Source organism: Mycobacterium kyorinense (assembly GCF_001672775.1).
Taxonomy (GTDB): domain Bacteria; phylum Actinomycetota; class Actinomycetes; order Mycobacteriales; family Mycobacteriaceae; genus Mycobacterium; species Mycobacterium kyorinense_A.
In genome coordinates, this window is record NZ_LZKJ01000103.1 from 1 (window position 1) to 851 (window position 851).

Sequence of the window (851 nt, forward strand, 5' to 3'; positions counted from 1 at the left end):
TCCGAGGGTGGGGGGATGTTGGTGGTGGAGCGGCTCTCGGATGCGGTGCGGTTGGGGCATCCGGTGTTGGCGGTGGTGCGGGGTTCGGCGGTCAACCAGGATGGTGCGTCGAATGGGTTGACGGCGCCTAATGGTCCTTCGCAGCAGCGGGTGGTGCGGGCGGCGTTGGCTAATGCGGGGTTGAGTGCTGCGGAAGTGGATGTCGTCGAAGGGCATGGCACTGGCACGACGTTGGGGGATCCGATTGAGGCGCAGGCGTTGTTGGCCACTTATGGGCAAGATCGCAGTGCGCCGTTGTGGTTGGGGTCGATCAAGTCGAATATGGGTCACACGCAGGCGGCGGCCGGGGTGGCGGGTGTGATCAAGATGGTGCAGGCCATGCGCCATGATGTGCTTCCCGCGACGTTGCATGTGGATGCGCCGAGTCCGCATGTGGATTGGTCGGCGGGTGCGGTGGAGTTGTTGACCGAATCCCGTCCGTGGCCGGCTGATGGCAAGGTGCGTCGGGCGGGGATCTCGTCGTTTGGGATTTCGGGCACCAATGCGCACGTGATTGTGGAGGCGGCTCCGGCGGTGGAGGCGCCGGTCGAGCAGCCGAGGGCGACGCCGCCGGTGGTGCCGTGGGTGATCTCCGCCAAAAATGCTGCCGCACTGGGTAAGCAAGCTGTCCAGTTGGCAGGCTACGTTGCGGACCACACTGAGCTGGACCTCGTTGATGTGGGGTGGTCGCTGGCGGGGCGGTCGACCTTTGAGCATCGGGCGGTGGTCATCGGTTCGGACCGTGATCAGTTGTTGGGCGGGTTGGCCGAGTTGGTCGATGGTCTACCGGGTGGCGGTGTGGTGTCGGGGCG

1 protein-coding gene is annotated in these 851 nt (G+C 65.5%); it reads left to right on the plus strand.

Annotated elements, in window-relative coordinates:
- Positions 1-851: type I polyketide synthase (locus A5707_RS10915; RefSeq protein WP_197495309.1), on the plus strand; the 851-nt coding region annotated here is incomplete at both ends.